Below are 23,851 nucleotides of genomic sequence, written 5' to 3' on the forward strand. Positions count from 1 at the left end.
CGCACCCGGTCGGCCCGGTGCGGCCGGCGGACCCGTTGGACCCGGTGCATCCGATGGATCCCACGCACCCGGTCGACCCGTGGGATCCGGTGCACCCGATGGACCCGACGCACCCGCTGCTGCCCGCGCACCCGGCCGCTCCGCCCCACACTCCGGCGCACCCCCTCACTCCCACCACTCCCGCCCCGCCGACCACACCGGCCCCTCTGCCGGCCACCTCGACGCCCTCGGCCACCACCCCGGTGGACACCGGCGGCGGTCATGACCCCATCGCCTTCACCGAGCACGACTACGCCGCCCGGATGCGCCGCGCCGCCCTGGACGCGGCCGCCGCCGGGCTGTCGGGGCTGCTGGTCACGCCGGGCCCGGACATGGCGTGGCTGTGCGGGTACCGGCCCACCGCGATCACCGAGCGGCTCACCCTTCTCGTCCTCGCCCAGGACTGCGATCCCCGGCTCCTCGTCCCGGCACTGGAGCGGCCGGACGCCGCGGCCGCGCCGGGGGCGGGGGCCGTGCGGATGTCGCAGTGGCGGGACGGGCAGGACCCGTACGCCGCCGCCGCGGGCCTGCTGCGGCCGGACGGGCGGTACGGCGTCGCGGACGCGACCTGGGCGCTGCACCTGCTCGGCCTGCAGGAGGCGCTGCCGCTGACGACGTACCGCGCGCTGAGCGTCGTCCTGCCGATGCTGCGGGCCGTGAAGGACGCGCACGAGGTGGAGCGGCTGGCCGCGGCGGGGGCGGCGGCGGACGCGGCGTACCGGGACATCCTCGGGGTGCGGTTCGCGGGGCGCCGGGAGGCGGACGTGGCCGCCGACCTGGCGCGGCTGCTGCTGGAGCACGGGCACAGCCAGGTCGACTTCACGGTCGTCGGTTCCGGGCCGAACGGGGCGAATCCGCACCACGAGGCGAGTGACCGGGTGATCGAGCCGGGGGACATGGTCGTCCTCGACTTCGGCGGGCTGAAGGACGGGTACGGCTCCGACACGACCCGCAGCGTGCACGTGGGCGAGCCGAGCGCCGAGGAGCGCACGGTGCACGACATCGTGCGGGTGGCGCAGGAGGCGGCGGTGCGGGCGGTGCGTCCCGGGGTGCCGTGCCAGGAGATCGACCGGGTGGCGCGGGCGGTGATCGAGGAGGCCGGGTACGGCGAGTACTTCATCCACCGCACCGGCCACGGCATCGGCGTCACCACCCACGAGCCGCCGTACGTCGTCGAGGGCGAGACCCAGCCGCTCGTGCCGGGGATGTGCTTCTCCGTGGAGCCCGGGATCTATCTGCCGGGCCGGTTCGGGGTCCGCATCGAGGACATCGTGACGTGCACGCGGGACGGTGTGCGGCGGCTCAACGGCACGCCGCACGAGATGGCCGTCGTGGAGTGACCCCACGGCGCTGCTCCGAACCGGTGACGTCGTTCCCCGCGCGCGGGCCCGCTCCGAACCGGTGACGTCCTCCCCCCGGCGTGCGGCGCTACTCCGGGCCGGTGACGTCCTCCCCCCGGCGTGCGGCGCTACTCCGGGCCGGTGACCTCCACGCACGCCGGACGCAGCAGGTGGTCGCCGACCCGGTAGCCGGGGCGCAGGATCGCCGTGCAGATCGGGTGGGTGCAGGACGGGGAGACGTGGTGGGCGAGCGCCTCGTGGCGGGACGGGTCGAAGGCGTCGCCCACCTCCCCGAACCCCACCAGGCCCAGCGCGCCGGTCTGCGCCTCGAGGGCCTCGGAGATCTCCCGCAGCCCCGGTGTCATCGGCTCGTGCCCGCACGCCCGGTCCACCGCGTCCAGCACCGGCAGCAGCCCGCGCAGCACGTTGGCCACCGCGATCTCCCGCACGGCCAGCCGGTCCCGCCGCACCCGCTTGCGGTAGTTGTCGTACTCGGCCTTCACGCGTTGCAGGTCGGCGGTGCGCTCGGCCAGCTCCGCGCGGACGCTCCCGCCGGAGGCCTGGGTTCCGGTCATCCGGGCCACCTCCTCGCCCACCCCTGTGACGGTGGGTGATTGCCAGCTGTGCCCACGAGCCCTGGGTAAGCCGAGGGCCGCGGCTTGTCAAGGGGAGACCGGCCGGGCGGGGCGGAGGGTCAGCGGCCGAGCCAGACCGTGGTGTCCGGGCCCAGGCGTCCGTCGGGTTCCAGGGGCGCGCTGGACAGGAGCGGCTCGCCGGGCGGCAGGGGTACGGGGCGGTCGGAGAGGTTGGCCAGGCAGCGCCAGCCGTCGGAGCGGACGAAGTGCAGGACACCGGGCGGGGTGTCGTCGGCCCAGGTCAGCGACTCGCTCTCCAGCAGCTTGCGGCGCAGGCGCAGGGCCGTGCGGTACAGCTCCAGGGTGGAGCCCTCCGCCCCGTCCTGCACCTCGACGGCGTACGACGCGAAGCCCGCCGGCTGCGGCAGCCAGGCGCCGCCCGCGCCGAAGCCGTACGACGGACCGCTCGTCGTCCACGGCAGCGGCACCCGGCAGCCGTCGCGGCCCTTGCGGACGTGGCCCGTCTGCTCCCAGATGGGGTCCTGCAGGACGGCGGTGGGCAGGTCGGCCACCTCCGGCAGGCCGAGTTCCTCGCCCTGGTAGACGTACGACGATCCGGGCAGCGCCAGCATCAGCAGCGTGGCGGCGCGGGCCCGGCGCAGCCCGGCCGCCCGGTCGACGGCGGGGGCGCTGCCGCCGGACAGGAGCCAGGCGTCGGTGTCCGTGCCGGGCGGCAGCATCAGGCGGGTGGCGTGGCGGACGACGTCGTGGTTGGACAGCACCCAGGTGGCGGAGGCGCCGGCCGCCTGAGCGGTGGCCAGGGACGCGGTGATGACCTCGCGGAGCTCCCCGGCGTCCCAGCCGGTCTTCAGGTACTCGAAGTTGAAGGCCTGGCCGAGTTCGTCCGGGCGCGCGTACAGGGCCCGGCGGGCGCCCGGCACCCAGGCCTCGGCGACCGCCATGCGGGGCGGGGAGTAGGCGTCGAGGATCTTGCGCCAGTCGCGGTAGATCTCGTGGACCTCGTCGCGGTCGTAGAAGGGGTGACTGCCCGGGGGCATGGTCGCGAGGGCGGCCTCGTCGCTCAGTTCCGGGGCGCCGAGGTCGCGGAGGGGTTCGTCCAGGTCCTTGGCGAGGGCGTGCGCGACGTCGACGCGGAAGCCGTCGACGCCCCGGTCCGACCAGAAGCGCAGGGTGGTGCGGAAGTCGGCGCGGACCTCCTCGTTCTCCCAGTTGAGGTCGGGCTGCTGGGGCGCGAAGAGATGCAGGTACCACTGGCCGTCGGGGACCCGGCGCCAGGCGCTGCCGCCGAAGACGGACTGCCAGTCGGTGGGCGGCAGTTCGCCCTGGGCGCCGCGGCCGTCGCGGAAGACGTACCGGTCGCGGGCGGCGGAGCCGGGGCCGGCGCGCAGTGCCTCCTGGAACCAGACGTGCTGGTGGGAGGTGTGGTTGGGGACGATGTCGACGATCACCTTCAGGCCCAGGCGGTGCGCCTCGGCGACCATGGCGTCGAAGTCGTCGAGGGTGCCGAGGCGGGGGTCGACGTCGCGGTGGTCGGCCACGTCGTAGCCGCCGTCGGCCAGTTCGGAGGGGTAGAAGGGGCTGAGCCAGAGGGCGTCGACGCCGAGGGCGGCGAGATGGGTGAGGCGGTGCGTGATGCCCCTCAGGTCGCCGAGGCCGTCACCGTCGGCGTCGGCGAAGCTGCGGGGGTAGACCTGGTAGATGACGGCCTGGCGCCACCAGTCGGGGCTCTTGGGGGAGAGGTCGGGAGTGGTCACTCGGGCTCCTCTGGGGTCGGGCTGCTCTGCGCCGGACGATACGAGGACTTTGTCCACAACCCCGGAATGGTGAACCTCGGCGTGTGGGGGCGCGGGGGGCGGTGGAGCGCCCGCGGAGGGGCGCTCCGGGCGCGGGTGCGGGCGCCGCACGTCAACGCGTCCGCCGGACGGGCAGTTGACGGGGCGTCGCCGGGGTCGCCCCGCCGTGTGCTCGCGCCCGGTCCCACCCGGCCGACGCGGCCCGCGTGTCCCGCTCCCGTTCACTCACCCTCGTGCGCGTCCCATGGGCATGCCACGAACATGCCACCGAATGGGACAGGCGGGCCCGCGCCGGAGGCCGTCGGCGCCGAGACGGCGAGGTCGTTGTCGCCCGCGCCGGTGAGGTCGCTCCCGCTCACCGGCGGGGTTGGCGTCGCCTGCGGGGTCATCTCGCCCGCCCGCCGGGTCGTTCCCGCCCGCCCCGGGCCGTACCCGCTCACCCGGCCCCGTGAGGCGGCAACCGGCGGTGCGGCCACCGGAGTCAGCCCAGGCAGAGGACCAGTACGCAGAGCTGGGGGGACGTGGGCGGGGGCGTCGTCGGTGCGGGGGGCTGCGTCTCGGGGGCGGTGGGCTGCGCGCCGGTGTCGGCCGGGGGCGGGGTCGGCTGCGGGGCGGTGGTGCCGGGGGCCGCGTCCGCCGGGGGCGCGGGGACGAGGGACTCCTGTTGCGGGAGCCGTGGAGCCGCCGGGACGGAGATCGGGGTCTCCAGGCCGGCGCCGTGCGGGGCGGGCGTCGTGGGGCGCGGTCGCGAGCGGCTCGCCGCGGAGCCGGAGTCCGGGGACTGCGGGGCCGTCGACCGGGGCGCGGGCCGGTGCTCGTCCGGTCGGGACGCCGTGGGACGTGTGGGCTCCGTCGGCTTCCGCCGCGTGCTGTCCAGGGTCAGCTCGTCCGGTGCCGCGGCGGCCTGCGCACGGTCGGTGGAGCCGCCGCCGTTCAGCGTGGTGAGCGTCAGCCCACCGCCGACGAAGGCGACGGCCGAGGCCACCAGGGCCCGGCGTTGCGCCTTCTTCCAGCGGATCCGCTGCCGTCGCCGGGACGCGCGGCCGTCCGGCAAGGGGACCGGCGCCTCCTCGGACTCCGGCATCGGCACGGCGCGCACCGGCTCCGGCTCGGGCTCCCGCCGGGCGTCGGGTGCGATGTCCGGCGCGTAGGCGCCGCATCCGGGGCACACCAGGGCGCCGTTGAGATGCCGTCGGCACGTGGAGCAGTAGTCCATCTGCCCGTAGTTCATCGGTGCGGCACTCCTGAGTCGACAGCCCCCCGAACGGCCAGCAACGCTAACGACGGATCCCGGCCGCCGTGTGCAGCCCGTGTGACACTCCTGCACAGATTCGCCGGGGCCCGGACTGCCCCGCATGCTCCCTCTTCGGGGGAACTTCACCCCCAACAGGCAACCCCCGCCCCACGTTTGCCTTCTCACAGGATGCTCACGGACTCGCGGTCCCCGGGCGCGTGGGGAGCGTCGGTACAGCGGTGGCCGTGTCGACGTGGGCTGTCCGGTCCGATGCCGTCCACGGGCGGCACGCGAAGACGAGGAACCGATGACCAGTCAGCAACACCGCAATCGCCTGAGGCGTTCGGCGCTCGCCGCCGGCACCGCGCTCACCGTCGTCGTCGGCGGCGCCGCGGTCGCCTCCGGGGCCGACCCGGCGAGCACCACGCCCGGCAAGCCGCAGCTCAAACTGATCGCCGCGTCGAAGTCCGTGACGCTGGACCGCTGGGAGGGGGAGCCCGGGGTCCACCTGGACCTCGGGACGTACGTCAGCGTCGACAACGCGCCGCTGGAGTTCAAGGTGACGCGGAAGTCGTACAAGGACCCGGTGGTCGCCCAGCAGATCCTGCGCAACGGAAACAGTGTCCAGACCAGGAAGCTGCCCGCCGGGCTGGTGAAGGACTTCTCCGGGCTGCCCGGCTTCCTGGAGGTGTCGGTCAAGAACGCGGCCGGCCAGGAGGTCGCGAAGTCCAAGGGCACCTTCTGCCCGAACAACGCCTCCGGCCGGATCCGCCCGGACGCCCCCGCGACCTCGCACTACCCGGAGAGCTGCCCCACGAACCCGTGGACGCTGGGCTCGGTGTGGGGCGTGGAGAAGGGGTGGGCGTCCAACTCCAGCACCGTCGACTACGACAAGCCCGTGGACCTGCCGGCCGGTGAGTACACGGCGAAGGTGGCGGTGGCCAAGAAGTACCGCGACCTGTTCGGCATCCCGAACGACCAGCCGACCGTCAAGGTGACCGTCCGGCAGATCAGTGACGGCGGCGGTGAGGGCGCCGCCGCCTCGCGCTCCGGCGCGCGGCACGGCGGTCAGGGCAGTCACGGCGCGCACGGCGGGCACGGCGCCGCTGCGCAGGGCGCCCGCACCGCCCACCACTACGGCCCGCGCGGCGCCGACGCGCCCACCCCGCCGCAGCTGTCGCACGCCCTGGAGGACCGGGGCCGCGCCTCGCACCTGGGCGACGGGCCCGGGCACACCGACGGTTCGCGGATCGCGCCCGCGCTGAAGCCCCACGCCAAGCGGCCCACCGGGCGCGCGGGAGTCCCGGCCGACGTGCCCAAGCCCGACCTGCGGTCGCTGCCGGCGTGGGACATCGCCATCACCGACGGCGAGGACGGGGACGTGCCCGGCAAGGACTACCTCGCGTTCAGCGCCAACGTGTGGAACGCCGGGCCGGCGCCGCTCGTCGTGGACGGGTTCCGCAGCCCGGGCGCGGACCTGATGGACGCGTACCAGTACTTCTACGACGCCAACGGCCAGCAGGTCGGGTACACGCCCACCGGCACCATGGAGTGGGACCCGCGGATCGGGCACGAGCACTGGCACTTCACGGACTTCGCCAGCTACCGCCTGCTCAGCGAGGACAAGACGAAGGAGGTGCGCAGCGGCAAGGAGGCGTTCTGCCTGGCCAACACCGACGCCGTCGACTACACGGTGAAGAACGCCAACTGGCACCCCTACAACACGGACCTGTCGACCGCATGCGGCCAGCAGAACTCGATTTCGGTGCGCGAGGTGCTCGACGTCGGCTCCGGCGACACGTACACCCAGTACCGTCCCGGCCAGTCCTTCGACATCACCGACCTGCCGAACGGCACGTACTACATCCAGGTGATCGCCAACCCGGAGAAGCGGCTGCAGGAGACCGACCTCAAGAACAACGTCGCCCTGCGCAAGGTGGTCCTGGGCGGTGAGCCGGGCGCCCGCACGGTCCAGGTGCCCCCGCACCACCTGATCGACGCCCCGTGACCGACGCCCCCTGACCGCTCGACGGACGCCCCCGGCCCGCGCGCCGGGGGCGTTCACCTGTGCGCCCCGCCGTTTCCTCCGCCACCCCTGAGCGTTGGTCCCTTTGTGCACTGAGCGATGCCCAGCAGACGCGGTCGCCGAGCCGGTCGTCTCCCGTGGGCAGGCGAACGGAGAATGCTGTGCGAATGACCGACATCCAGCGCTGCGAGGTCCGCCCCGGGCGGCTCGTGGAGTGGACGCTGCATCCGGCGGCCGTCCGGGCCGCGGCCGACATGCCGGAGGACTCCCGGCCGCCCGCGTACGTCCAGGAGTCGCACGTGCGCACCGCGCGTTCGGTGCGCGAGGACGGCCTGTTCGTGCCGACCTGGCTCGGCGCGGCGTTCGACATCCCGGGCCCGGTCGACCTCGGCGCGCTCCAGCAGGCCCTGCGGGCCTGGACGCTGCGGCACGAGACCCTGCGCAGCGGCTTCCGCTGGATCGGTGACGACATGCGGCGCTTCACGCTCGACCCGGAGGCGGTCGTCCTGTGCCGCGAGGACCGGGGCGTCTTCGGCGACCCGGCCAAGCTGACCCGGTACCTGCAGGACCGCTTCGACACCGTGGCGGACGCGCTCAGCTGGCCCAACTTCATCTTCAGCGCGGTGGTCCGGGACGACGGCACCAGCGTCTACATGGCGTTCGACCACAGCAACGTCGACGCGCACTCCATTTACCGCATCCCGGCCGAGATCCACGAGCTGTACGCGTCCGCCCTCGCCGGCCACCGCCTCGACGGGGGCGCCCCCGTCGCCAGTTACGTCGACTTCTGCGCCCTGGAACGCACCGAGGCCGACCGCCTCGACGGCACCGACGAGATCGTCGCCCGGTGGCGGGAGTTCATCGTCCAGTGCGACGGCAAACTGCCCAACTTCCCGGTGGAGCTGGGCCTCGACCCGGAAGGGCCGCTGCCCGCGCAGAACCTGATGCAGGAGATGCTCGTCGGTGACGCCGACGCCGCGGCGTTCGAGGCGTACTGCCGGCCGTACGGCGGCAGCCTGGTCGGCGTGCTCGCCGCCACCGCCCTCGTCGTCCGGGAGATCGGCGGCCAGGAGGTGTACCGCACGGTCGTGCCCTTCCACACCCGCGTCCGCTCCCAGTGGTCGGACTCCGTCGGCTGGTACGTCGGCGGCGCCCCGATCGAGGTCCCCGTCGCCCAGGCGGCCGACCTCGACGGCGCCCTGCGCATGGTCCGCACCGCCCTGCGGGAGAACCGCCCGCTGTCCCGCAAGCCCATCGCCCGCGTCCTGAAGCTCCTCGGCGCCGACTTCCGCCCCACCTCCCCCGACCTGTACTCGATCGTCTCCTTCGTCGACGCCCGCGCCACCACCGGCTCCGAACGCTGGCAGGACCTGAAGGCCTACGGCCTGATCCGGGTGTCGTACGGCGACCAGGTCTGCGTCTGGCTCACCCGCCTCCACGAGGGCCTCCAGCTCGCCAGCCGCTACCCGGACACCGACGTCGCGCAGAAGAACATGCGGCTGTTCACCGAGCGTCTGCGGGAGCACATCGTCGCCATGGGCCGCCAGGCCCTCCTCGCCGGTCGCTCCGGCGTACGCCGCGCGGCCCACGGGTAGGGGACCCGATGTGACGGACCGGGGGGAGCAGGGGCTGGACGCGGCACGGGTCGCCGAGATCATCGTCGGCGGCCGGCCCGGGCGGCGGGGGTCCGGATACCGGGTGACCACCGACTGCGTCCTGACCGCCGCCCACGTCGTGGCCGCACCCGCCGACCGGATCCGCGTGCGCTTCGACGCCGACCGCCCCGGTGAGTGGAGCGCCGACGCCCGCGTCGTCCTGCGCGAGGAGGCCGCCGACGTCGCCCTGCTGGAGCTGACCGGCGCCCCGCCCGGCATCCCCGCCGTCCCGCCGCCCCGCTACGCCGCCGTCCCCGACGCCGACGCGGTGCTGCCCTTCAGCGCCGTGGGCTTCCCCCGCTTCAAGCTGCGCAAGGACACCGGACGGCTCCTCGACGACGGTTCGCCGAGCCAGTACCGCGACTCCTGCCACGTGTCCGGCACCGTCTCCGTCCTGTCCAACCGCCGCGAGGGCACGCTCGAACTGGCCGTCGTCGTCCCGCCCGCCGACGTCGAGCCCGAACGCTCGCCGTGGGAGGGCATGTCCGGCGCGGCGGTGTGGTGCGGGGGCGCCGTGATCGGTGTCGTGAGCGTGCACCACCGCGCGGACGGACTGGGGCGCCTCGCGGCCCGGCGGGTGGAGCGCTGGTACGACGCCCTGTCCCCGGCCGCGCTGGAGCGGTTCGGACGGTACGCCGCACTGCCCCCGCGTGCGGAACTAGGCTTCACCGGCGACACCACGGCTTCCCGCCCGGTCCCACCCCTGACCGGCCTGCCCGGCGAACTGCCCCTGCGCGAACTGGTCGACCTCGTCGACGCTCTCACGGCCCTCCCCCTGCTGCGCGGCCCGAACGGCACGACGCTGCTGCTGGACAGCATCAGCGACCGCATCGCGGCCAACAGCCCCCGCGACCCCCGGCTGCGCATGGACGTCTACGGCATCCTGCGCACCTGCCTGCGCTACCCGGGCACACTCGACCAACTCCTGGAAGCGGTACGGCTCCTGGAGGGCCCCTCGCCGGAAGTGGAGCGGGTCGACCGGGCCGCCGCCCAACTGGCCGGGCGCTACCGCTGACGTTCTCACGGGCGGCCGGATGTGGGGTTTCGACTTGTGGCCCGCTGGGTCATGATGATTGGGAGCCGACAGCGCCGGCCGACAGCGCGGACTCGCGGGCACGGGAGGGGACTTGGCAGCCGTGGAGCAAACGATGCCTGCCGTCGAGTCTTGTCTCGTCGATCTGTCGGGGGTCTCCCTGCAAGCGCTGCGCTCCCTGGACGGCCCGGACTTCACCGAGTCGCTGGAGCGGCTGCTGCACCACGTCGACGGCCCCCAGGGCCTCACGGCCTCCAACTTCAACGGCTCCCGGTTCGACGGCTCGACGGGGTGACCGGCGTGCGGTGGGGGATCCGTGGCCGCTGACGCCACGACGACGGGGGATCACCTGCCCTTCCACCGGCTCTCGGCGGCCGGCGTCCAGGCCCTGGCCTGCGGCGAGGGCGACGACGCGGTGGTGGGGGCGCTGCTCGGCGCGGAGCGCAGCCGGCGCCTGCTGCTCATGCGGGCCCTGGACAACGCGCTCGCCGGAGACGACACCGCGCCCCTGTCGCACGCGGACGCCTGGGCCCTGCTGGAACGCGCCCAGCGGGCCGCGCCCGAGGTGTTCGAGGACGTCCTGATGTGCCCCACCACCGGTATGTGGGTCTCCCTCGCGGTGCGCACCGCCCGGGGACGGGCCGCGGGCGAGGAGGACGCGCCGGGGTGGGTCGTCACCGGATATCTGTCCGCGCTGGCCGCGGCCGCGGGCACGCGGGCCGGGCTGGACTTCTCGATCACCGTGCCGGTGCGGCACGGGCTGGTGCCGCTGCCCACGCTGGGCTGCGCCGTCCTGCCGGAGCACCGGCCGTGGAGCACCGCCCGGGTGACGGGACACGCGGGCCGGCTGCGGATCACCGGGGCGGGCGCGGACGTCGCGGTCGCGCCCGGCTGGGACGTGCGCGGGGCGGACTGGCTGCCGGTGCGGCGGCTGACACTCGGCGCCGACGGCACGGCGAAGCCCCTTGTGCTGGAAGAACTCGACCCGTACCGGACGTTCCCCCGGCCGAGCGAGCCCCGGCCGATGCCGCAGGGGGAGGCGGCGTCCTGGGCGGCACTGCTCGCGGATGCCTGGGAGATCGTGCGGCGCGACGATCCGGTGACCGCCGGGGCGATGCGCCGGGGCCTGATGTCGGTGGCTCCGTGCCCGGCGAGAGAAAGGTTTCGGCCGTACAGTTGCACGTCGGCGGCCGCGTTCGGCGGCGTCGTCGCCTCGCACCCGGACGACGCCGCCCAGCTCGCGGCGACCCTGGTGCACGAGTTCCAGCACATCAAGCTGGGCGCCCTGATCAACCTCGGCCCGCTGACCGAGCCGCCCGGCGGTCCCGGGTCGTCGCAGGAGCTCTTCTACGCGCCCTGGCGCGACGACCCCCGTCCGCTCGGTGGGCTCCTCCAGGGCATCTACGCCTTCTTCGGCGTCGCCCGCTTATGGCGGGCCCACCGCCACACGGCCGATCCGGCGTACGCCCCGCTGGCCCACTTCGAGTTCGCCCTGTGGCGCGGACAGGTGTGGTCGGTGCTGAACGAGGTGCGCGGCCACGTGCTGCTGACCCCGCTGGGCCGGTACGTCCTCGAAAGCCTCGCCGAGCGCTGCGCGCGGTGGATGACGGAGGAGGTCCCGGCCGGACCGCTCCGCCTGGCCGAGGAGGCCTCGGCCGACCACCTCGCCCGCTGGCGCGCCCACCACATGCGCCCGCCCGCGGCGGCCGTCGAGGAGGCGGTACGCGCCTGGCAGCAGGGTGCCGCGCGACCTCCGTCCGCCCTGGCCGCCCCGCCCGCCCTGGTCCCGGACTCCGAGGTGCGCTTCCTGGACACCGCGGCCGTCCTGGCCCGGCACCACCTCACCGACCCCGAGGGCGCCCCGCGTGCCGCGGCCGGGGCGGTCGAGGGCGCCGAACCGGCCGACGTCCTCCTGGTCGCCGGCAGCCACGAGGGTGCCCGGGACGCCTACGCCACCCGCCTGTCCGGCAAGGACGCCCCCGTGTCCGCCTGGGCGGGACTGGGTCGAGCCCTCACCGCGGACCCGTCCCGGCGGCAGGCGTCCCACCTCCTCCTGCGCCACCCGGAACGCGCGAGAGCGGTCCAGGACGCCCTGGTCGCCACGACGGGCCGTACCGCCGATCCCGTACGGCTGGCCGGCTGGCTGGGGCAGGACCTGGCGGACTGACCGCCCGCCCGTCCCGGCGCCCCGGCCACGGCCGGACTACAACGGCAGCGCGTCGATGTCGCAGTTCGCCCGCTGTCCGTCCTGGAACTGGGTCGTCGCCGGGTGGCTCGTGCCCGACGCGAATTCCATGCGGGGGGCGTCCAGGACGCGGATCATGCGGTCCAGGGTGTCCTGGCGGAGGGCGGCGGCCTCGGCGTCCGCGCCGACCGACGCCAGGTCCATCGACAGGTTGGCCGCGCACATCAGGGTGGTGGGGTGGTCCTCGCCGAAGGTGGACCGGCACAGGGCCAGGGTGTCCTCGCCACGGCGGCGGGCCTCCTCGTGCAGGCCGAGGGCGGCGAGGTCGCTGGCCAGGTTGATGGCGCAGATGAGGGCGAGCGGGTGGCCCGCTCCCAGCCGGTCGGCGAGGGAGGCGAGCGCCGTCTCGTCCAGACGGCGGGCTTCCTCCGGCTGCCCGAGCAGCCGCAGCGTGACGGCGAGGTCGACGTCGGCGGACAGCACGTGCGGGTGGTGCTGGTCGTAGATCTGCCGGTAGCCCTCGCAGGCCTTCAGGCCCCGGGTCCGGGCCGCCTGGAGGTCGCCGTTCTGCCGCAGTGCCACGGACAGGGTGAGGGCGGCGGCCAGTGACTGGGGGTGGGTGTCGCCGTAGCGGCGGGTGAACTGGGCGTGGGCCTCGGTGGCCAGTTCCAGCGCGCGCAGGTGGTCGCCCGCCTTGCGGCAGGCCTCGCTCAGCTGGCGCATCGTCTCGATGGTGGCGGGGTTGCCGTGGCCGAACAGGTCCTGGCAGGTGACGAGGACGGGTTCCTGCAGGGCGCGCGCGCCGACGTAGTCCCCGGTCTCCCGCACGTCGATGGCGACGCTGTTCTCGGTGATCAGGGTCCGCCGGTCCTCCCGGCCGAACAGCCGCAGCTTCAGGGCCAGCGTGCGCTGGTCGAGTGCGAGCGCCTGCCGGAAGTCACCCGCGTGACGCAGGCTCACGCCGAAGTTGTGGGCGATGTTGAGAGTGGTCGGGTCCTCCTCGCCGAAGGCCCGGTGGGCGCGCTCGTAGGCCGTCCGGTCGAGGTCGGCGCCGGTGGCGAAGCGGCCCTCGACCCGGCGTACCGCGGCCTCGTACTGGAGCGCGTCGAGCGCGTCCTCGCGGGTGTCCTCCTGGTCGGCGGGCGCGGTGCGCTCGTACACCTCCCGCAGGTGCGCCACCAGCCGGGCCGCGTCGTCGAACCGGCCCACGACCCAGTACATGTAGCAGAGCCACTGCCCCATCAGCAGCGTCTGCTGGTCCTCCTCGCCGAAGATCGCCAGCCAGGACTCCCAGGCCTGCTCCGAGAAGTCGACCGACACGTCGTGGTCGCCCCAGAAGTACAGGTACTCGGCGATGTTGCGGACCAGCTGACGCACCCACGGCTGGTCGGACTTGATCGCGTCGGAGGCGATGACGTGGCTGTAGAGCTCCGCGTACCGGGGCCAGCTCGCCGGGTTCTGCGGCGTCTTGGGGTCGGCGGCGGCCAGCAGGGTGTGGGCGCCGTTGCGCATGCGGGACTGCTCCTCCGGGGTCATGCGGTTGTTCAGGACGAGCTGCACCAGGCGGTGCATCTCGATGGAGTTCGTACGGTGGTCGATGCGGGCGAGCGAGTAGCGGTTCACCTCCCTTATCGCCCGGGCGAGCCGCATCGGGTCGTTCAGGGCCGCGTCCAGCTCGGGGAAGATGCTGCTGTTGCCGAGACCGGAGAAGATCGACCGGGAGATCGGGTCGGGCGCGAAGTAGGAGCACAGCTGCAGCAGCCGCAGCGCCGCCGGGCTGCGGGTCTCCAGGTGGTCGAGGGAGACGTTCCAGGCGGCGGCGACCGGCAGTTGGTAGTCCGGCGGCGGGGCCACTTCGAGCAGTTCCATCCGCTTGTTCTCGAACAGCCGCAGATACTCCGAGGCGGGCATGCCGGTCTCCGCCCGCCAGGCCGCGGCCTGTTCCAGGGCCAGCGGCAGGTCGCCGAGCGCCTCGGCCAGCGAGTCGGCCTCGTCCTCCCGCAGCGGCGGGCCGGAGCGGCGCAGCAGCTCCTTGCTCTCCTCGCGGGTGAACACGTCCACCTCCAGCGAGCCGCCGACCTGGCCCCAGCGCCGGTTGCGGGAGGTGACGAGGATGGTGCCGTTGCCGCCCTGCGGGAAGTAGTGGCGGACCTGCTCGGGGTTGTCGGCGTTGTCGAAGATGAGCAGCCAGCGCGAGTACGGCCGTCCCTCGCGCAGCGCCTCACGGACCGCGGGTCCGGCGATGTTGGCCTCGGTGGTGGTCACCAGGCCGAGCCGCTGGGCCAGCTCCACCAGGGCCTGACCGATCTGGCCGGGCCGCTCCGCGGGGATCCACCACACGATGTCGTACTCCGACTGGTGGCGGTAGGCGTACTCGATGGCGAGCTGGGTCTTGCCGACGCCGCCCATGCCGTGGATCGCCTCCGGCAGCACGGTGGTGGTGCCCTCGCGCAGCCGCTGGTCGAGCAGTTCCAGCAGCTCGGTGCGACCGGTGAAGTTCGGGTTGCGCGGCGGCAGGTTCCCCCAGACCCGCGGCTGTGTCGTGCGGTCGCCCGTCTCCACGGTCCGCTGGGGTGATGTCGGCATCTGCGAGGCTCCTTCGGAGGCGGTCCGGGGGTCGGGGCCGGTGGCGGCTTCGGCCGCCGCGGAGGCCGCATCGGACGGTACCGGCCCCGTCACTGCGCGTCGTGGTTTCTCCAGGCTGACCGCGTAACGCCGATCGTGCCAGCTCAGCACCTGCGCGAGCATGGCGGCACGCTGGTCGTAGCGGCCCGACAGGGCGCGCAGGGCGGTCAGCTCCACCCGGTGGAAGGCGATGTTGCGGCTGCCGACGTGCGGCATCGCCAGGGTGTCCAGCGGCTCGGTGGGGGCCGGGAGCAGGAGGCGGGCGGTGTCGTCCGCGGCGAACAGGGCGCGCACCTCGCGCAGGACCCGCGCGGTGGCGCTGCGCCGCCCGAGCGCCAGCAGCTCCTCGCGGATGTCCGGGGCGAACGTGAACACCACGTCCGCCGGCCCCTCGCCGTGGTCCCAGGTGGGCCGTACCAGGCCGCTGATCAGCAGCTCGGAGACGTGGACCGGCCCGGCGTCCGGGGTGATGGCGACGATCCTGCGGAGGACGGGCAGGCTCAGCGGCGCGGCGGCCAGCCGGGTCGCCAGGGCGAACCCGGTGGGGCTGGCCACGGCGCGGAAGTCGGAGACCCGCTCGGCGGCGGGCAGGGTGCTGAGCGGGTCGGGCAGCTCCTGCGCCCAGGGCAGCGCGCGGGCCGCGTCGGGCCTGCTCTTCCATTCGCGGGCCTGGATGGCGGACAGATCCAGCCATTCGGGCTCCGGCCCGGACACCAGCCGGGTGAGCGCCGCCGCCCACCGCCGGGTCAGCTCCAGCACGGGGACGACGACGGCGGCGCCGTCCCGCTCCTCGCCGGTCTCGTCGGTGTCGCGCAGCCCGGTCGGGGGTTCGCGTTCCTCCCAGTCCCAGGCGCTGTTGGCGGCCCAGCCGTGCGGGGCGCGGATGCGCACCCGGTGCACGTCGAGCCCGGTGCGGAACCACAGCTGCTGCGGCAGCAGATGTACCACGGCGACCGGGGAGGTGCGCCCCCAGCCGCGCAGCAGCGGCTGGACGGCGCCGAGCCGCCAGCCGGCCGCGAGAGCGTCGGTCAGCACCAGCACCACGCGGCGGGCGTCCTGCGGTGCCGGGCCGAGGGGTTCCTCGGGGCTGACCCGGGCGGGGTCGGTCTCGTCGGTGCCGAGCAGCCGTAACACCCGCACCCGGGTGAAGGCGCCCGTCCGTTCGAGTTCCTCGACCAGGTCCTCGCGGACCGTCTCGTACCACACCCGCATGGTGGGGTGGGTGTCGATGACCAGAACCGCTTCCGCGCGTTCGGGCCCGCCCGGCCGCCGACCGAGCCGGCTCAGGACGTGAGCGGCCTCACGGCGTGCCCGTGCGGACTCTCCCGGTCGCTGGCCATCGTCATCATGCATGCGTGCCCTCGAGGCGTCGTAGTGACGATGAGCGGGTCGCGGAGTCCCGCACACCCCCGCCATGCGTGACAGCCACGGGTAAAGCCTTGCAGCGGTTCCGCTCGTGAAGCAAGTGCGCACGGGGGCTCGCGCAGGGTGTACGCGAAAGCATGCCGGAAGCAGTGGGGCCGACCTGAGACACAGGCGGGCGGAAACGCGCACGCTCGTTCAATTCGTGTCACCCTTCGGCTCGCGGGCGGGCGTTCTGGTGCACCTCTGACCCGGTCGCCCGGTCACCCCGCGCGAGGTCGGGTCCCGGGGGCACGGGCCGGCGTTCCGGGTCGTCGAGCAGGATCGCCAGATGGCGTCCCACGTGGTTGTCCCACCCCTCGGGCCCCATGGCCAGCGCCTCCTTGCGCCATCTTCCGGTCCGCTCCAGCAGACCGGCCAGCCCGCGGTCCTGCACGATGTCGGCGACGGCCTCCTTGAAGGCCGGGTCGGAGCAGTCCCCGCGGTGCCAGATCATGGCCGGAACGCCCGCCCGCAGGCCCGCGAGGTACTCCTGACGGCCGGTGAGCGAGTCGGTGCCCGGCGGTTCGCTGAGCACCAGGCAGACGGCGTGCTCGTCCTCCTTCAGCTCGCGCTCCAGATGGAAGTGCGAGTGGCCGGGCCGGTTCCAGTACGAGTGGGTGTCGGCCGGGCGTTCCTTGAAGTGCCGCCACTTGTTGTGCCAGGGGCGGTGCCAGGCCGCTCTGCGCAGCCGTTCGAAGCTGCGCACCAGGACCGCGTAGTCCATCACCAGCGGGGTTGGGGAGGGCGAGGCCGACTCCTTGTGCCACCACTCGACGGGTTCCCCGAGCAGTTCCCACGGAAGGATGAACTCCAGCACCACCGGCTGACGCAGATCCGACCAGCGTTCCTCCGTCTGCTCGATGAGCTGTTCGACCTCGGAGGGGAGTTCGTCGCGGTGCAGGTGCAGGGTCTCCCCGGGTACCGGGTGCCAGCCCTCGGCGTCCGACTGCCGCCAGTGGGAGAGGTAGTAGCGGTCGCGGTCCACGCCGTCCGGCTCGAACTGGATCATCAGATACGCCGGCATCAGCGAGGACGTCACCGGTTCGGCGACGCCGCCGCCGCGCTGCCACTCCGCCATCTTGTCCTCCAGGCCCCAGGCACGGGCCTGCCGGCGGTTCCAGCGGCGCAGTCGCTCGGCCGTGTCCGCCTGACCGTCCTCGACCAGCTGGTCGGCGGCCAGGGACACGAACGCCATGCTCACCGGCAGTTCCTTGGCCGCCGAGTTGTCACCGGCCAGGCGCAGGAACACCGTCCAGCCCGTGTCGCACCAGGGCGGCAGCTCCTGGGTGCGCGAACGGCTCGCCCGGCGGGCCATCGCCGCCAGCGTGGACGCGGAGCGGATCTCCTGGAGCAGCGGCCGCAGCGGATGCAGGTCGGCACCGTCGAAGAAGTCGACGGCCTCCCACTCGTCCACCAGCCGGCGCAGCGCCGTCACGGCCGTCGACTGCTGCTCGACGTACCCCAGGCAGCGCACCAGCGACGGCAGCCCGTCCGGGACGCCCGCGCACTTCTCCACCAGGTGCAGAAGCCAGGGGCGTAAGGCCTCGCCGCGCAACGGCTCCACCGGCGAGCCGAGTTCCTGGCCCAGCATGGTCACCAGCAGGTCCGCGCTGGTCGTGTGCCGCAGGGTGGCCGACTCCTGCAGCACGTCGACGACTTCGGCCACCAGCTCGTTGCGAACCCGCGCAGGGCTGCGCCCATCCACCCCCGTGACCTCCCGACCGCCACCAGTCCCGCCTGAGTTACCACTGACAGTGCCGACCAGCGTACGGCCAGTCGTCCCCCCACGTCAGGGGGTCGAACAGCGTCCCGGGCTCAGCGTTCGCCCTCCGCCTCGTCGCCGGTGATCAGCACGTCGTGGCGGGTGCCGTCCGGCGCGACGAGTTTCGGCTGGAGGGTCAGGCAGATCCGGTGGGTCCGCGACGACTCGACCTGCGCCTCACCGCCCGCCTCCACCACCCAGAACCGCACCTTCCCGCCGGCCCCGCCCGTCCGCCCCACGGCGACGGTCGCCTCGATCTCGACCGGCCCCAGCTCGAACCGCACCGGCCCGTCGCCGCCACCGGCCAGCGCGGCGTGCAGCTCGTGCCTCAACTCCCGGATCATCTCGGCCAGTTCCACCATGCGTGGATCCTAGCGGCGGCGGTGCGGGCACGTACTGCTTCCAGCCGGACGCGGGTGAACACGGCCGAGGAGCAGCGGGCGGCCACGCCCTGGGCCGGGCGCCGGCCCCGGCCACCTGCCCGCGCCATCGTCCTGGGCGACGCCCCGACCCGGGACCGGCGCGCCCCGCTTCGCGGACCGGCTCGCGACGCCACCGGGACGCCCGCGCCCGGGCGGGCGTCCCGGCGGGTGGACGGTGGCCGAAGGAGCGGGCAACGGCGACCACGGCCGGGTCGACGACATGGCGATCGTCCGGCCGACGCGCACAGGACCGCTCGCCCTCGCCGTGACGGCGGGCCGACGGGGGTACGAGGAGGCTGCCCGGCGAGGCTTTGACCGCCGGGGCGACGCGCCAGGCAGTGGCCGGCCTCGTCCGACCGTCACTGGTCCGAGTAGCCGATGTCCCCCACGGTCCAGGCGTTCACGTCCGCGATGGCGACCCGGTACATGCCGCCGGTGTCGGGGATGCCGAAGCTGCCCTGGAGGATGCGGGCGACGTGGAAGTGCAGGTGGGTGGGGCGGGGGCGGGGCTCGCGCGGTTCGCCGGGACGGTGCGCCGGGACGAAGGCGGCCGAGAAGGAGCCGAGTCGCTCGGAGTCGCGCAGCACCTCCGCCACGCGTTCCCGCCACAGGGCTTCCGGCGCCAGCCGTCCCGTGATGACGGCTCCGGGGACCACGACGGTCAGGGACATCTGACTGTTCTGCTCCGACTCCACCGTCTCGGCGATGCCGACGAGCAAGTCATCGGGGTGCGACATGGGTGCGGAGTCTATGCCAAGGGGCGCCCGAGGGCAGTGACCCGCCGGACGTTCCTCGCCGCGGCACGCACCGGGGAAATACTCCCGGCGCGGGAAATCCGTACGCACCCGGGGCAACGGGAATGCGCCGGGTAAAAGGTGCCGGGAAACGATGCGGGGCCCGCGCTCCGAGGAGTGCGGGCCCCGATCTCGCAGGACGCGTCAGCGTCAGGCGGGAACGATGTTCTCGGCCTGCGGGCCCTTCTGGCCCTGCGTGACGTCGAAGGTCACCTTCTGGCCTTCCTGAAGCTCGCGGAAGCCGGAGGTGGCGATGTTCGAGTAGTGAGCGAACACGTCGGCGCCGCCACCGTCCTGCTCAATGAAGCCGAAGCCCTTTTCCGCGTTGAACCACTTCACGGTGCCAGATGCCATATTCATTCTCCAAAGTCTCTGGAAGCAAAAACTGCAACCTCTATCACGCTAGCACAGCTCCCGGCGTTCGGCTTGTCGTTTCCGGGGCGCGCGAATTCCCGCATCAGGGGCATAAATCCTGCATCGGCCGCGACAGATATTCGGCGCCCGGAACGGGCTTCAGCGCTGCTGGTCCGCCCGGGACTCGGCGTTCTGCCGACGCATTTCCTCGTTCACCCGCTGGGCCTCCTCCAGCTGGTCCTCGAGGATGATGATGCGGCAGGCGGCGTCGATGGGCGTGCCCTGGTCGACCAGTTCCCGGGCGCGGGCGGCGATGCGCAGCTGGTAGCGGGAGTAGCGGCGGTGGCCGCCCTCCGAGCGCAGCGGAGTGATCAGCCTGGCCTCGCCGAGGGCGCGCAGGAAGGCGGGTGTCGTCTCGAGGACGGCTGCGGCCCGCCCCATGGTGTAGGCGGGGTAGTCGTCGTCATCGAGGTTGTCGACAGCGGGGGAACGATCGGCGGGCACGCAAAAACCCTAGCCGGAAAGAGGGGCGATATCTGCTCCGGTCACGGCAGATATCGCCCCCGTGCGGCATCGCGCCGCCAGACGCGAGGTCAGAGGCCGAACTCCTGGGGGGACAGACCGAGCACCGAGCACGCCTCGCGCAGCACCTGCTCCTCGGCCGGCGCGATGTAGCCGTCTGCGCCGGCGATGACGAAGCCGGTCTGGACGACCGCGCGGGCCTCGGCCGGCTTCTTCGCCGCCTTGGCGATCTCCTGGAGGACCTGCGTCTTGCCCTGGGGGAAGTCGAAGGCCAGCTGGTCGACGTGCATGCTGAACCGCTGCCGCAGCTGCTCCGGCGGGAAGTTCTGCAGGACGTCGTTGCTCAGGATCAGCGACTCCATCTGCTGCCGCTCGGTCGGGTCCACATGCCCGTCGGCCGCCGCGACCAGGGCGCACATGGCCATGCTGGCGTCCCGGAAGGCACCGCTCTTGAGCTCGGTCTTCAGGGACGTGAGCTGCGACTTGAGCGTGCTCACCAGCTGGGCGCGCGAGCCGCCGGAGGACCCGGGACCCGGCCTGCCGTGACCGCCCGGACCGCCGTAGGGGCCGTGGCCGCCGTGTCCGCCCTGTGCGCCGGAGCCACGCGCGCCCTGGGCCTGCTGCTGCAGGTTCTTGGCCTGGTCCTTGATCCGATCCCACATAGCCATCCGTGCCACCTCGGCTTCAGCCGTGTCGTTCCGCTCGCCGGCGTGCGTGCGCACCCGTCTCCCGGGCAACGCCTGCCCGCTCCCCGAAGTTCCATGACCACCCCCGGACGGCCCAAGGCGACGCCCGGCGCAACCCCCGGCCCGCGGATGGGCGTTGACAGAAGCGGCGCCGGCTTCCATCATCATTCCACTAATCAAGTAGTTAAATGGTGGTGGATGGCGTGGGTGACGGACAGTACGCCGGTGACACGGCGTTGGAAGCGCACGGGGTGGGTGTGCGCTACCGGCGGGGCTGGGCGCTGCGGGACTGCTCGTTCCGGCTGCCGGCCGGGCGGATCTGCGGGCTGGTCGGCCCCAACGGCGCAGGCAAGACGACGCTGTTGGGCGTCGCCGCGAACATGCTGGGGCCGACGGAGGGCGCGCTCAGGGTGTTCGGCGCGGCCCCGGGCTCGGCGGAGGCCGGCCGGCGTACGGCGTTCCTCGCCCAGGAGAAGCCGCTGTACCGGCGCTTCACGGTGGCCGAGACGCTGCGGCTGGGGCGCGAGTTGAACCCCGGCTGGGACCAGCGGGCCGCCGAGGACATCGTGCGAGCCGGCAACGTGCCGCTCGACGCCAGGGTCGGCACCCTCTCCGGCGGCCAGCGCACCCGCGTCGCCTTCGCGCTCGCCTTCGGCAAGCGGCCCGACCTGCTGCTGCTCGACGAGCCGATGTCCGACCTCGACCCGGTCGTGCGGCACGAACTCATGGGCACCCTGATGGCCGAGGCCGCCGAGCGCGGCACCACCGTGCTGATGTCGACCCACGTCCTCGCCGAGCTGGAGAGCGTGTGCGACTACCTCGTCGTCGTGTCCTCGGGCGCGGTGCGGCTCGCCGGTGACGTGGACGAACTGCTCGCCGTGCACACCCTGGTCACCGGGGTCCAGGAGGACGGGGGGCCGCCCGCCGGTCTCGAGCGGCACACCGTCGTCGAATCCCGCGTCACCGGACGGCAGTTCACCGCCCTCGTACGTCCCGAGGGCCCGGTCACCGGCCCCTGGGAGACCGCCCCCGTGACCATGGAGGAACTCCTGCTCGCCCACCTGCGCTCGGCCGAGGCGCCCGCACTGATCACCCCCACCGCCCAGGCGCGGGTCTCCCGGGCGGTGGCCGCATGAGCACCCTCACCGGCACGCCCGTCACCGGCGACACCGGCGCACCCGCCTCGCGCCGCCCCCTGCTCACCGGCGTGACCTGGCTCGTCTGGCGCCAGCACCGGGCCGCGTACCTGACCGTCCTCGGCGCGGGTGTGCTCCTGGTGGCGTGGACCGTCTTCCAGCGCGACCGCATGCTCGACTTCCTCACCGGCTACGGCTGGCCCGCCAACGGCGTCGAGACCCTGGGCCCGAAGTTCGAGCCGTACGCCGCCGCCTTCCAGCCGGTCAGCACCGCGCTGGGGCTGATCCCCGTGGTGCTGGGCGTGTTCGTCGGCGCCCCGCTGCTCGCGGGCGACCTGGAGCACGGCACCGCCAAGCTCGTCGCCGCCCAGACCGTGAGCCGCACCCGCTGGCTTGCCACCAAGCTGGGCCTGACCGCGCTGGTGATCACCGTGAGCACGGTGGCGCCGTCCATCGCGTTCGGCTGGTGGTGGGAGCCGCTCAAGCAGGAGGCGACGGTCCTGGACTGGACGTCCGGCGCCGCCTTCGACACCACGGGCCCGGTGGCCGCCGCGCTCACTCTGTTCACCGTCGTGGGCGGTGTGGCGATCGGCGTGGTGCTGCGGCGCACGCTGGCGGCCATGGTGGTCGCCTTCGGATTCGCCGTCGCCGTCCAACTGGCCTGGAACTGGCTGCGCCTCGAGCTCGGCGACGTGGTCACGGTCACCACGGACAAGGGCGTCCTCGCGGAGGGCTCGTTCCCCACGCTGCCGGACGCCGCGCACCAGCTCGACCAGTGGTACCTCACCGGCAGCGGGGAGCTGCTCGGCTGGAGCACCTGCGTCGACGAGGAGACGGAGCAGGCGCGCGAGCTGTGCCTGCGGCAGGCCGACGTGATCGGCTGGTCGGTGGACTACCTGCCGATCTCCCAGATGGCCGGCATGCAGTGGCTGGGCGCGGCGATCCTGCTGGCGCTGACCGCCGCCGTCACGGCGTTCCTCTTCCTGTGGGCGCGCAAGCGCCTGGTCTGACATCCGGCCGACGGCGGGGCGCCTACCGGGAGGTGGCGCCCTGCCTCGGGATGAACCGCGGCGAGGAACTCCGGTCACGCGGCTCCGGACCGGACGTGCGGCCCGGGCCTTCCCGGCGGCCCCCCTGGGTCCCGGAGACGCCCCGCTCGTCGCCCGTGGAGGGGGAGGACGGCCGGGAGCGGTGGCGGGGCAGCGTCCGCCGGGGCGGCCGGGTCAGGGTGATCTGCCGTACGAGCTGCTGAAAGCAGGCCAGCGCCGCCAGACCCGGCAAGGCCGCCGTCACGGTGTCGACGACCGTCCTCGGCGCCTGCGCGACACATAAGAGCATCGCCGCGGACGAGAAGAAGAGGATCACGCACCAGGAGTGCACGGCCCGGCGCTGATGGAGCGCGGCGCGCAGGACGGACAGCGAGGCGACCAGCCACGGGCCGTAGATCAGCAGTGGCCACAGGGAGACGATCCCGTGGCCCGTACCGGAGACGGAAAGCCGCAGCGGCTCGTAGACGGCCAGTCCGCCGAAGAAGCTGACGCCGCAGGCGATGACCGCCGCGAGCGTGGCGAGGAACCGGCTGACCGCCCGCAGCGCGTTCCGGCCGGTGCGCCGGCGAGGTTTGCGGTGGCCCTTCGGGGAATCCCTCAGCGGCGGCAGTTCCGCCGTGATCTCCTGCAGGTTGCCCAGCGGTGTGCCGGGGGCGGGATCGGTGACCGAGGCGTCGACCGGGGGAACGCCGGCGGCTTCCTCCGCCATCGCGTCCTGGAGCATGAACGCCAGCTCCTCGGCGGGATCCCAGGCGGAGTCCGGCGGAACCAGGGGTTTCGAGAACGCTTCGGCCGGACCTCGATGCCGGCCCGTTCCATGACCCTGCGCATACATGGCGAATTCTCGCTATTTCGTCGGCGTGAAACCGGATGCGCTGTGCGATCCGATCCACCGCCGGGCGAGATCTTCTTCCAGTTCGGCCATGACGTCCAGGAAATGGCGGAGAATCGGCTCGGTGGCCCGGAGGGTGACCGGAGGGCCGTCCTTGGTGAGTGTCCCGCCGACACTCGCCGAGCAGTGCGCCGGGGCCGGAATGTACGTGTAGGGACCCAGCGTCACCGCATGTCCCGCAGCCCCGCCCCCTCGCTGCTGACTCGCCAACAGGCCGAAAAAACCGTCCCTGGTTGCCTTGGTCATATCCAAACTAACGGCACCCCATTCCGCCGGATGCGTAGCAATCGGGTGAACGGCCGGG

General features: G+C 73.4%; 20 protein-coding genes. 8 read left to right on the forward strand and 12 right to left on the reverse strand.

The genetic code is table 11. The features are described from left to right. Nucleotides 1-302: 302 nt before the first annotated feature. Entirely contained in the window at nucleotides 303-1,379 is a 1,077-nt protein-coding gene (locus IPT68_RS19150; RefSeq protein ID WP_189696181.1) for an aminopeptidase P family protein, read from the forward strand. 128 nt (nucleotides 1,380-1,507) lie between these two features. On the opposite strand, the gene grpE is transcribed toward IPT68_RS19150, so the two are convergent. From grpE to IPT68_RS19165, 3 genes are all read right to left on the reverse strand, one after another. Next, the gene (gene grpE / locus IPT68_RS19155) at nucleotides 1,508-1,954 is read right to left on the reverse strand and encodes a nucleotide exchange factor GrpE (RefSeq protein ID WP_189695864.1); all 447 of its coding nucleotides are present in this window, start codon (nucleotides 1,952-1,954) and stop codon (nucleotides 1,508-1,510) included. A gap of 119 nt (nucleotides 1,955-2,073) precedes the next feature. Next, nucleotides 2,074-3,729 (reverse strand): glycoside hydrolase family 13 protein, encoded by a 1,656-nt coding sequence (locus IPT68_RS19160; protein ID WP_228039759.1) that lies wholly within the window; start codon nucleotides 3,727-3,729, stop codon nucleotides 2,074-2,076. 520 nt (nucleotides 3,730-4,249) lie between these two features. Next, nucleotides 4,250-4,999: an SCO2400 family protein gene (locus tag IPT68_RS19165; RefSeq protein ID WP_228039760.1), complete on the reverse strand. Its 750-nt coding sequence runs from the start codon at nucleotides 4,997-4,999 to the stop codon at nucleotides 4,250-4,252. A 310-nt stretch (nucleotides 5,000-5,309) separates the two neighbouring features. Between IPT68_RS19165 and IPT68_RS19170 the strand changes: the two genes are divergently transcribed. The 5 genes from IPT68_RS19170 (at nucleotide 5,310) to IPT68_RS19190 (ending at nucleotide 11,883) form a co-directional block, all read left to right on the forward strand. Beyond that, nucleotides 5,310-7,010, forward strand: a complete 1,701-nt coding sequence (locus IPT68_RS19170) for a lysyl oxidase family protein (RefSeq protein ID WP_189695862.1) — start codon at nucleotides 5,310-5,312, stop codon at nucleotides 7,008-7,010. Between the two features lie 185 nt (nucleotides 7,011-7,195). Next, nucleotides 7,196-8,623: a condensation domain-containing protein gene (locus IPT68_RS19175; RefSeq protein ID WP_189695861.1), complete on the forward strand. Its 1,428-nt coding sequence runs from the start codon at nucleotides 7,196-7,198 to the stop codon at nucleotides 8,621-8,623. 10 nt (nucleotides 8,624-8,633) lie between these two features. Further along, complete coding sequence (locus IPT68_RS19180) at nucleotides 8,634-9,698, forward strand: effector-associated domain 2-containing protein (protein WP_189695860.1); 1,065 nt, start codon at nucleotides 8,634-8,636, stop codon at nucleotides 9,696-9,698. Nucleotides 9,699-9,831: 133 nt separating this feature from the next. Next, on the forward strand, nucleotides 9,832-10,011 hold the full coding sequence (locus IPT68_RS19185) for a hypothetical protein (RefSeq protein WP_189695859.1): 180 nt from the start codon (nucleotides 9,832-9,834) through the stop codon (nucleotides 10,009-10,011). A gap of 21 nt (nucleotides 10,012-10,032) precedes the next feature. Further along, nucleotides 10,033-11,883, forward strand: a complete 1,851-nt coding sequence (locus IPT68_RS19190; RefSeq protein ID WP_189695858.1) for an HEXXH motif domain-containing protein — start codon at nucleotides 10,033-10,035, stop codon at nucleotides 11,881-11,883. Nucleotides 11,884-11,919: 36 nt separating this feature from the next. On the opposite strand, the gene fxsT is transcribed toward IPT68_RS19190, so the two are convergent. The 7 genes from fxsT to IPT68_RS19225 form a co-directional block, all read right to left on the reverse strand. Next, entirely contained in the window at nucleotides 11,920-15,879 is a 3,960-nt protein-coding gene (gene fxsT / locus IPT68_RS19195) for an FxSxx-COOH system tetratricopeptide repeat protein (RefSeq protein ID WP_189695857.1), read from the reverse strand. Nucleotides 15,880-16,096: 217 nt separating this feature from the next. Continuing rightward, complete coding sequence (locus IPT68_RS19200) at nucleotides 16,097-17,596, reverse strand: VMAP-C domain-containing protein (protein ID WP_189695856.1); 1,500 nt, start codon at nucleotides 17,594-17,596, stop codon at nucleotides 16,097-16,099. Nucleotides 17,597-17,745: 149 nt separating this feature from the next. Then, nucleotides 17,746-18,054: a trypco2 family protein gene (locus IPT68_RS19205; RefSeq protein WP_189695855.1), complete on the reverse strand. Its 309-nt coding sequence runs from the start codon at nucleotides 18,052-18,054 to the stop codon at nucleotides 17,746-17,748. A 419-nt stretch (nucleotides 18,055-18,473) separates the two neighbouring features. Beyond that, nucleotides 18,474-18,851, reverse strand: coding sequence for a hypothetical protein (locus IPT68_RS19210; RefSeq protein WP_189695854.1), 378 nt, complete (start codon nucleotides 18,849-18,851; stop codon nucleotides 18,474-18,476). 207 nt (nucleotides 18,852-19,058) lie between these two features. Continuing rightward, nucleotides 19,059-19,262: a cold-shock protein gene (locus IPT68_RS19215; protein ID WP_007383480.1), complete on the reverse strand. Its 204-nt coding sequence runs from the start codon at nucleotides 19,260-19,262 to the stop codon at nucleotides 19,059-19,061. A gap of 159 nt (nucleotides 19,263-19,421) precedes the next feature. Next, nucleotides 19,422-19,766, reverse strand: coding sequence for a MerR family transcriptional regulator (locus IPT68_RS19220; protein ID WP_189695853.1), 345 nt, complete (start codon nucleotides 19,764-19,766; stop codon nucleotides 19,422-19,424). A gap of 89 nt (nucleotides 19,767-19,855) precedes the next feature. Further along, entirely contained in the window at nucleotides 19,856-20,452 is a 597-nt protein-coding gene (locus IPT68_RS19225) for a tellurite resistance TerB family protein (RefSeq protein ID WP_189695852.1), read from the reverse strand. A 206-nt stretch (nucleotides 20,453-20,658) separates the two neighbouring features. Here IPT68_RS19225 and IPT68_RS19230 point away from each other — a divergent pair, with 206 nt between their 5' ends. Together IPT68_RS19230 and IPT68_RS19235 are read left to right on the forward strand one after the other, a co-directional pair. Beyond that, a complete protein-coding gene (locus tag IPT68_RS19230; protein WP_189695851.1) occupies nucleotides 20,659-21,606 on the forward strand; it encodes an ABC transporter ATP-binding protein in 948 nt (315 codons plus the stop codon). Beyond that, nucleotides 21,603-22,616: an ABC transporter permease subunit gene (locus IPT68_RS19235; protein ID WP_189695850.1), complete on the forward strand. Its 1,014-nt coding sequence runs from the start codon at nucleotides 21,603-21,605 to the stop codon at nucleotides 22,614-22,616. Before IPT68_RS19230 ends, IPT68_RS19235 begins: the two co-directional genes overlap by 4 nt. A 22-nt stretch (nucleotides 22,617-22,638) precedes the next feature. Here IPT68_RS19235 and IPT68_RS19240 read toward each other — a convergent pair whose 3' ends face one another. Next, entirely contained in the window at nucleotides 22,639-23,379 is a 741-nt protein-coding gene (locus tag IPT68_RS19240; RefSeq protein ID WP_189695849.1) for a hypothetical protein, read from the reverse strand. A gap of 123 nt (nucleotides 23,380-23,502) precedes the next feature. Continuing rightward, on the reverse strand, nucleotides 23,503-23,793 hold the full coding sequence (locus IPT68_RS19245; RefSeq protein ID WP_228039762.1) for a hypothetical protein: 291 nt from the start codon (nucleotides 23,791-23,793) through the stop codon (nucleotides 23,503-23,505). Between the last annotated feature and the right edge of the window lie 58 nt (nucleotides 23,794-23,851).

The sequence above is a fragment of the Streptomyces chromofuscus genome (genome assembly GCF_015160875.1).
GTDB lineage: Bacteria > Actinomycetota > Actinomycetes > Streptomycetales > Streptomycetaceae > Streptomyces > Streptomyces chromofuscus.